Source organism: Cryobacterium sp. 10I1, from assembly GCF_035019805.1.
GTDB lineage: Bacteria > Actinomycetota > Actinomycetes > Actinomycetales > Microbacteriaceae > Cryobacterium > Cryobacterium glucosi.
Map to the genome: position 1 here is coordinate 1 of NZ_JASJVF010000141.1, position 8,940 is coordinate 8,940.

At 70.1% G+C, this 8,940-nt stretch carries 5 protein-coding genes and 1 pseudogene; 1 reads left to right on the forward strand and 5 read right to left on the reverse strand.

The genetic code is table 11. The features are described from left to right. The 5 genes from QN345_RS12335 to QN345_RS12355 all read right to left on the reverse strand — a co-directional run. A partial coding sequence (locus tag QN345_RS12335) for a hypothetical protein (RefSeq protein WP_323508694.1) occupies positions 1-503 on the reverse strand: 503 nt, incomplete at its 3' end. Then, positions 500-2,794: a putative bifunctional diguanylate cyclase/phosphodiesterase gene (locus QN345_RS12340; RefSeq protein WP_322189381.1), complete on the reverse strand. Its 2,295-nt coding sequence runs from the start codon at positions 2,792-2,794 to the stop codon at positions 500-502. The genes QN345_RS12335 and QN345_RS12340, both read right to left, overlap by 4 nt. Positions 2,795-2,919: 125 nt before the next feature. Further along, positions 2,920-3,903, reverse strand: coding sequence for a Gfo/Idh/MocA family protein (locus tag QN345_RS12345; RefSeq protein WP_134447076.1), 984 nt, complete (start codon positions 3,901-3,903; stop codon positions 2,920-2,922). 23 nt (positions 3,904-3,926) lie between these two features. Beyond that, positions 3,927-5,177 (reverse strand): O-acetylhomoserine aminocarboxypropyltransferase/cysteine synthase family protein, encoded by a 1,251-nt coding sequence (locus QN345_RS12350; protein ID WP_416173121.1) that lies wholly within the window; start codon positions 5,175-5,177, stop codon positions 3,927-3,929. Between the two features lie 134 nt (positions 5,178-5,311). Then, positions 5,312-6,526: a MalY/PatB family protein gene (locus QN345_RS12355; protein WP_322189377.1), complete on the reverse strand. Its 1,215-nt coding sequence runs from the start codon at positions 6,524-6,526 to the stop codon at positions 5,312-5,314. Between the two features lie 236 nt (positions 6,527-6,762). On the opposite strand from QN345_RS12355, the pseudogene QN345_RS12360 reads away from it, so the two are divergent. Continuing rightward, a pseudogene (locus QN345_RS12360) lies at positions 6,763-8,913 on the forward strand (family 78 glycoside hydrolase catalytic domain). The last annotated feature ends 27 nt before the right edge of the window (positions 8,914-8,940 follow it).

Consider the following 8,940-nt stretch of genomic DNA (forward strand, 5'->3'; position numbering starts at 1 on the left):
TGGTGGCGGGAGTGAGCGTGCTGGCCGCCGTGATGGCGCGTCGTATCGTGACGCCGTCCGACGCACGCGCCGACGACGCAGTCCAGCGCGATCGCGAGGGAAAGGCTCCGCAACTGGTGCCGCACGAGGGTGAACAGGGCGACGAGCATCAGCGGGTAGAAGGCGAGGTAGCAGAGCTGGGCGAGGGCGGCCAGCACCGGCACCCAGTCCCCGGCCGGCAGGTCGGCGGCCGCGAAGAAGCCGTTGCCGATCACGAACACGGTCACGGCCGAGGCGGCGAGCCTGGCCTGCAGTCGATTCGACCGGGTGCGCGCGACCGCCACCCAGCAGACGATGAGGGGCGCGGCGGCGGCGAGCACCCCGAGCAGGATGAACGGGGAGGAGACGTAGTCCGCCGGTGCCCGCAGCACGAGGCTCGCCACGTGCGCCGCGATGATCAGCCAGAGCGCCCAGAGCATCCAGCGGTCCAGGCCCTGGCGGCGCGGCGTCACGACGGCCGTCACGGTGACGCCGTGAGGGCGAGTCGACGTTCTGCGAGCCACCTGTCGAGTTCGCCGGCTGGCATCGGCCGGGACATGTGGAAGCCCTGGGCCTCGTCGCAGCCGTACCGGGCCAGGTCAGCGTAGACCTGGGCGTCCTCGACACCCTCGGCCACCATCGTGAGCCCGAGGCTGTGCGCCAGTTCGATCGTCGAGGAGACGAGGGCGGCCGCGCGCGGGTCGTCCTTCATCGGCGACACGATCGACCGGTCGAGCTTGAGTTCGTCGACCGGCAGGTCGCGCAGGTACGCGAGCGAGCTGTATCCCGTCCCGAAGTCGTCGATGGCGATGCGGATGCCCCCCGCCCGCAGCCGGGTCAGGATCGCGGTGGTCCGGGCGCGGTCCTCGAGCAGGAATTCCTCGGTGATCTCGAGGATGAGGGCGGAGGCCGGCAGGCCGCGGTCCGCGAGCATCGCCGCGGTCCGCTCCGGCAGTTCCGCGTCGACGAGCGCGCTCGCCGTCAGGTTGACGGCGACGGTCAGGTCGGCACCGCGGGAGTGCCAGACAGCGGCCTGGTCGAGGGCCATGTCGAGCACCTGTTCGGTCATCGCGTTCATCAGACCGGCCTCTTCGACGATGCTCAGGAAGTCACCGGGCTGGACGAGTCCGCGCACCGGGTGGTTCCAGCGCACGAGCGACTCGACGCCGCGCACGGCCCCGGTCGCGAGGTCGACCTTGGGCTGGTAGTAGAGCTCCAGCTGCCGCTCGGCCAGGGCCACGCGCAGCTCCTGGAGGGTGCGCAGCCGGGCGGCGCCGTGGCTGTCGTCGCTCGTGTCGTAGACCCGGTGACCGCTGCGGCTTGCCTTCGCCTTGTACATGGCCATGTCGGCTTTGCGGAGCAGGCCGGTCAGGTCGAGGGCCTGGCCGGGATAGAGGGCGATGCCGATGCTGACCGTGGTCTGCAGGGTGATTCCTTCGAGCAGGTACGGCCGGGCGAGGGCCTCCCTGAGCGTCCCCGCCACGATCACGGCCTCCGCCTCCCCGGCGTCGGCGAGCAGGATCGCGAATTCATCGCCGCCGAGCCGGGCGACGAGGTCGGTCCCCCGGACATGGCTCGTGAGGCGAGTCCCGACCTGCACAAGCAGTTCGTCCCCGACATCGTGCCCGAGGCTGTCGTTGACCTCTTTGAAGCGGTCCAGGTCGAGGAGCAGCAGGGCCCGGTTGGCACCGGAGGTGAGGCTCAACGGCACCTCGGAGTAGAGGGCGCGCCGGTTGGGCAGCCCGGTGAGGTCGTCCGTCCTGGCCTGCCTGCGCATGTCGCCCATCCGCCGCAGTTCACGGAACGCGAGCGTCGTGCGGGCTGCGGAGAGGACCACGGCCCCTGCCGCGAGGGAGATGGCGAGCGGGGAGACCTCGATCTCGCTCGCGATCAGGAGGACGACGAGTCCCGCGGTCGTAGCCAGGACAGCGAGGGAGAGCGCCCAGCGCATCACGGCCGTGTCGCGGACGGCCGGCGCCGGCGGCACGGGCCTGGCCGAGCGGTGCGCCCACAGGGCCATCAGTGCGAGGCCCGCGATCCAGCCGAGGTCGAACGGCGACGCCGTCGAGTAACTGCCCTCGATGGTCATCCCGGTGAGGGAGAAGCCGATGTCGGCGGCGGCGAAGAGAAGCACCCCCGCGACCAGCATGAGCACGTTGCGCCCGGCACTGATCGACCGTGAGGCGCCGACACCGGCGAGGGCGGCGAGAACAAGGATGTCCAGGAGGGGATTCGCGGCGGCGACGAACGAGTCGAGCGAGAACGGCCTCCCGAATGCCCGGTCGATGCTCGGGCCGAGGAGGACGACGACGAGGGATGCCGCGCCGAGGGCGCCGACGGTGCTGTCGAGAGTCACACCCCAGGACAGCCGCCCCTTCTGCCGGTGGACCAGGACGGCGAGGGCCGCGAGCACCAGCGGGTAGAACGAGAAGAAGAGCGCGGTCGCAAGGATCGCCAGCGAGTCGGAGGCAACGCCCGCGAAAACCAGGTAGGCCAGGGAGAAGAGGATGCCCGACAGGGAATAGGCGCTCAGGGCCAGGGCAGTTAGGACCAACTCGGTCCGGCGCGCCGCGGCACGATGGACCGATATCCAGCAGAGAACGACGGGCGCGGAGAAGGACAGCGCCCCCACGATGTCGCCGACCGGGGTCCGGACGCCTGCGACACCCGCGACGAGGGTCTGGACCGCCGACGCCGCCAACAGCACGATGAGTGACCAGACGAGCCAGGCATCCGACCGTGGCGTGGCCGCACCTCGCCTGCGATCCTCCCGCACCAGCAATTCCATTGGATCCGAGCTCTCGATTGCCGTACCGTCCGGCCGGGGGTCATCCCCGGGTCGCGGTTGCCTGTGAGGTCAGGCTACCGTGCCTGAAGCACCAGCGTCGGCTGGTCAGCGGCCTATTCACCCGGGTAGCGCAGTCCGATCCGTTCCCGGACTGTGTCGAGGGTCTCCATGATGCTCACCATCTCCGCGACCGGGAGCAGGTCGCTCTCGGTGAGGCCGGCGCGGATGACCCGCTCGGCTTCGACCGCCTGGAATTGCATCCCGCGGCCGTTCACGGCAGACACGTACGATTCGAGCACCTCGCCGCTGCTGTTCAGCACCCGGAAACTCGTCGGCGAGTACCAGACCGCGTCGATCTCGATCCGGCCGAGCGTGCCCAGGATCACGGCCGTGTTCGTCCCGGCCGTGTCGCTCGCCGAGAGCGTGACGGCGATCTGGCCGCCGGGGTAGCGGAAGGTCGTCGCGACCTGGGCGTCCGCTCCCGTCGCCTTGAAGGTCGCCGCGGCGAGGATGGTCTCCGGCGTGCCGAAGAGCTCGGAGGCGAAGGTGATCGGGTACACGCCGAGGTCGAGGAGCGCACCGCCGCCGAGTTGCATCGAGTTGAGCCGGTGCCCGGGGTCGTCGGGGAGATCCTGGGTGTGGTCGGCGATCAGGGTGTGCACGTCGCCGAGGGTGCCCGCTGCGATGATCTCCCTGATTCGCCGCATGTGCGGCAGGAACCGGGTCCACATCCCCTCGAGCACGAGCAGGCCCTTCTCCGCGGCGAGTTCGGTGATCTCCCTCGCCTCGCGCGCGTTGAGGGTGATCGGCTTCTCGATCAGCACGTGCTTGCCGTTGTTCAGGGCGAGCGTCGCGTTGGCGGCGTGAAACGGATGCGGGGTCGACACATAGACGATGTCGACCTCGGGGTCCGCGGCGAGGGCCTCGTAGCTTCCGTGGGCCGTGGGGATCCCGAACTCGGTCGCGAAGGCATCCGCCCCCGCCTGGGACCGGGAGCCGACGGCCTGGACGGTGTGCCCGGCCAGGATGAGGTCACTCGTGAATGCGTGGGCGATGCCGCCTGTGGCCAGGATTCCCCAGCGAATTGTCTCGGTCATCCTCCGAGCCTAGTCACGTGCCGCTAGAGCGCGGAGAGGGCCCGGTCGAGGTCGGCGATCAGGTCGGTCGGGTCCTCGATGCCGATCGACAGCCGGATCAGGCCGGGCGCGATGCCGAGGCGCTCGCGGAGCTCCGGGGTGAACGAGGAGTGGGTCGTCGTCGCGGGGTGCAGCGCCATCGAGCGCACGTCGCCGATGTTGGTCATCCGGCTGATCACCCGGAGCCCGTCGAGGAACCGGCGGGCTCCGGCGGTGCCGCCGCGGACCGTGACCGAGAACACCGAGCCGCTGCGGCCGCCGTAGAGCCGATCGGCGAGCTCGTAGTACGGGCTCCCGGGCAGGCCGGCGTAGTCGACGCTGTCGACGCGCGGATGTCCCTCGAGCCATTCCGCGATCGCGAGCGAATTCGAGAGGTGTCGTTCCATGCGGAGGGACAGGGTCTCGATGCCCTGGTGCAGCAGGAAGGAGTTGAACGGGGAGAGTGCGGGACCGATGTCGTTCACGACGGCCTCGCGGGTCATCCGTGCATACGCGGTGGGGCCGTACTGGTCGAGGATCGAAGGCCGGCCCGGGCGCACCGGGTCGGTGAGCAGTGGGTAGGAGCGCGTGGAGGCGGCCCAGTCGAAGCGGCCGCCGTCGACGATGGTGCCGGACAGGGCGGCGCCGTGGCCGCTCAGGAACTTCGTCGAGGAGTGCACGACGATGTCGGCGCCGTGCTCGAATGGCCGGATCAGGAAGGGCGAGGCGATCGTGTTGTCGACGACGAGCGGGATCCCGTGCCGGCGGGCGACCCGCGCGACCCGGGCGATGTCGACGATGTCGTTCTTGGGGTTCGGGATGGTCTCGGTGAAGATCGCCTTGGTGTCCGGGGTGATCTGGCGGTCCCACTCTTCGTCGTCGGCTTCGTCCCAGACGTAGTGGACGCTGACGCCGAAGCGTTTGAAACTGCGGCCGAACAGCACCCGTGTGCCGCTGTAGATGCTCGCAGTCGAGACGATCCGTTCGCCGGAGCCGGCGAGCGCGAGCAGCGCGGCGGTGATCGCGGCCTGGCCGGAGGAGACGACGATGGCCTCGGTGCCGCCCTCGAGGGAGGCGATCCGTTTCTCGGCGACGGTTCCCGAGGGGTTGCGCTGCCGGGAGTAGATCAGGCCGTCTCCCTCACCGGAGAAGCGTCCGGCGGCATCGTCGTAGGAGTCGAAACGGTAGCCGGCCGTCATCGCGATCGGCTGGATCCTGGCCCCGTTGGAGCGGTCTTCGGTCTCGCCGGCGTGCACCTGGCGGGTGTCGAAGGCGTAGCCGTCCCAGTCGTACTCCGGTGCGGCGACGGTGTGCCCCGTGGCGGTGTTCCCTGTGACGCTGTGCCCTGGCGCGGTGTCCTCGAGGGTGGGTTCGATGTCGGCCTGGTGGGTCACGGTGTTCCTGTCCTTGCGTTGTTGCTGTGCACGTTCTGGCGCTGTGCGGTATGCCGCAGGACGGCATCCCGCATCTGCAACACGGCCTGCTCGATGATCGGCAGGGGCATGGCGAAGATCAGCCGGACGTACTCGTCATATCCCTTCCCGCACTGCGCTCCGTCGGTCACCGCAACACCCGCCTCTGTGCGGAAGAAGTCGGCGAGCGACCCCTCGATACCGAGCCGCCGACAGTCGAGCCAGGCGATGTACGTCGCCTCGGGGATGCGATAGCCGACCTCGGGCAGGTGCTCCGCCAGGAGCCGCCCGAGCTCGCGTCGGTTGCCGTCGAGGTAGCCGGTGACCTCGGTGAGCCACTCCCGACCGTGCCGGTAGGCCGCAGTGGCCGCGATGACCCCGGGCGTCGACGCCCCGTGCAGCACCGCGAAACCGAAGATCTGGTAGAGCTCCTCGTCGGCTGGGTTGGACGTGATGAGCTGCGCGGCTTTGAGCCCGGGGATGTTCCAGGCCTTCGACGCTGAGGTCGCGGTGATCGTGTGCCGCGCGGTCACGGTCGAGAGGGAGGCGTACGCCACGTGCGGCGTGGACCCGTAGCGGAGCGGCGAGTGGATCTCGTCGGCGAAGACCCGGCCGTTGTGCCGGTCGACGATCTGCGCGATGGCCTCGAGTTCCTCGCGGGAGATCGCCGTCCCGGTCGGGTTGTGCGGATTACAGAGGATGAGGGTGCGCGCGCCGGCGTGGAAGGCCGCCTCGATCCCGGCGAGGTCGTGCGTCCAGCGCCCGTCCGAGTCGATGCCGGGCACCTCGAAGACCTCTCGGCCGAGTGTCGGAATGAAGGAGAGGAACGGCATGTAGGCGGGCGTCGGGATGATGACGCCGCTCCCGGCCGGGGAGTACTTGGTGATCGCGACCTCGAGGGCGGCCATCACGTCGGAGACCGGGTGGATGTTCTCCGGGGCGATCGCCCAGCCGCAATCGGTGCGGAGCCACTCCGAGGCGGCCTCGGCCATCCGCCGCGTGGTCGCGGGAGCCAGGTAGCCGAGGTCGCCGTCATCGATCGCGCGGTGCAGCGCCTCGGTGACCACGGGGGCCGTTCCGAAGTCCATCTCTGCGACCCACGCGCCGATGGTGCCGGCGTGCAGGCTCCACTTCCGGCTGTCGGGCCGGCTCAGTTGCTCGCGGGTGATGTCGTCAAAGCGGGAAGTCGTCATGGGATCTCTCGGATGGATGGTCACCGGCGCCCCCTGCGACCATGTACTGCGTGGCGCTCACGCTACCAAGTGCGCGCGATGCGGGACGTCTCGAGACGACACATAACGACTCAGTGCACAGCTCTCACGGCGCCCGGATCGACGACCCGCGCTAGCACCGAATACCAAACAACTATAAGGTTTTAGTACCGATCGACCCTGCACGCCCGTGCACCCGCCATCTCAACGGAGAGACCATGCCAGACAGCCCTCGGACCGCACTCTCGATCTCCTCGCTGCGCGCCGAAGGACGCGGCCGGCCGCGGTTCCTCGCCACGGGCAGCCCGGCGCTCTCCTGGCAGGTCGAGACGGATGCCCCTGGCTGGCTGCAGGAGTCCTACGAACTCGAAACCCGGGTCGGCTCCCGCGTGCTGAGTGCCCGGGTGGCCTCCGGGGAGTCGCAGCACCGGGCGTGGCCGGCAGATCCGCTGCCCGCGTATTCGAGCGGCGAGGTGCGGGTGCGTGTCACGGGCGCGGATGGCCTGACGAGCGACTTCTCCCCGTGGCTGTCCCTCGAGACGGGTCCGCTCGGCGCCGCGGACTGGGTGGGCGCGTTCATCGCGGCCTGCACCACCGTCGAGGGAGCCGACCCGGCGCCCGACGCCGCTGTCACGACCGGCCCGTCCACCGCGGCAGACCTCGATGCTGCCGACCGCGGCACCGTGCGGTTCCGCACCGACTTCGAGAGCCGGGACGGCCTCGTCCGCGCGACCCTCTCCGCGACGGCGCACGGCGTCTACGAGGCCGTGCTGAACGGGCGCATCGTCGGCGACGAGGTCCTCACGCCCGGCTGGACGAGTTACGCGGACCGGCTGGCCTGCCAGACCTTCGACGTCACCGGTCTCGTGCACGCGGGCGGCCCGAACGTGGTCGGAGCGACCGTGGCCGACGGCTGGTACGGCGAACGTTTCGGCTTCGACGGCAACTTCGCGCAGAGCTATCCCGGACCGAAGGCGCTCGCCCTCCAGCTCCGGCTGGAATATGCCGACGGGCGCATCGACACCGTGGCGACGGATACGTCATGGACCGCGACGACGGACGGCCCGGTCACGAGCGCAGGGATCTACCAGGGCGAGGACTACGACGCCCGCGCCGAGGACCTCGCGCTCACGGTCCCGGGGACGTCGTTCCCGCATCCGCTCGCCGTCCTCGTGCTGCCGGAGGACGCGGCGGACCCCGCGCGCGTCTTCCCTTCCTTCGCTCCCCCGGTGCGCCGGATCGAGACCCGGGCCGCCGGGCGCATCTTCACGAGCCCGTCCGGAGCTACCCTCGTCGACTTCGGGCAGAACCTCGTCGGCTGTTTGTCGATCACGATCGACGCGCCGGCGGGGCACACGATCACCCTGCGCCACGCCGAGGTGCTCGAGCACGGCGAACTCGGCGTGCGGCCCCTGCGCTTCGCCCGGGCGACGGACCGCTTCACTGGCAACGGCGGCGGCCCGCGCACCTGGAGCCCGCGCTTCACCTTCCACGGTTTTCGCTATGCGGAGATCACGAACTGGCCCGGCACCTCGGGGCCGAAGCTCGGGGATATCCATGCCGTTGTCGTGCACAACGACCTCGAACGCACCGGCCACCTCGAGACGAGCAACCCCCAACTCAATCAGCTGCACGAGAACGTGGTCTGGGGCATGCGCGGGAATTTCCTGAGCCTGCCCACCGACTGCCCGCAGCGCGACGAGCGCCTCGGTTGAACCGGGGACATCCAGGTCTTCGCGCCGACCGCGAGTTATCTCTACGACGTGTCCGGCTTCCTCGGCTCGTGGCTGCGCGACGTCGCCGCCGACCAGGCGCGGGCGGGCGGGGTGGTGCCGTTCGTGGTGCCGAACCCGCTTCCGATGCCGCCGATGCCCGCCGCCGCGTGGGGCGACGCCGCGACCCTCGTGCCGGACGCGCTGTTCGAGCGCTTCGGTAGTGCCCGGGACCTCGCCGCGCAGTACCCGAGCATGCGGGCCTGGGTCGACGCGATCGACCGGCTCGCCGGGGCGAACCACCTCTGGACCGGCGGGTTCCAGTTCGGCGACTGGCTCGACCCGAGCGCCCCGCCGGAGAACCCGGCCGCGGCGAAAACCGACCCGGATATCGTGGCCACGGCGTACTTCTTCCGGTCCACGGCTCGGCTTGCGGCTGCCGCCGTCGAACTCGGCCACACCGAAGACGCCGCCCGGTATGCGCGGCTCGGCACGGACATCCGCACGGCATTCCTCGCCGAGTATGTGACGCCGGCCGGGCGGATGATGTCGGATGCGCACACCGCATACGCGCTCGCGATCGCCTTCGACCTCGTCACCGAGCCCGCGGCCGGTTCAGCCTCGCCGGTGCCCTGCTCGCCCTCGTCATCGCCCTGATCATCGGCGTGACCGGCGGTCTCATCG

Coding starts and splice junctions, on each gene's coding strand:
- QN345_RS12345 (WP_134447076.1), bottom strand. CDS start 3,903: ATGACCGAGACAATTCGCTGGGGAATCCTGGCCACAGGCGGCATCGCC.
- QN345_RS12355 (WP_322189377.1), bottom strand. CDS start 6,526: ATGACGACTTCCCGCTTTGACGACATCACCCGCGAGCAACTGAGCCGG.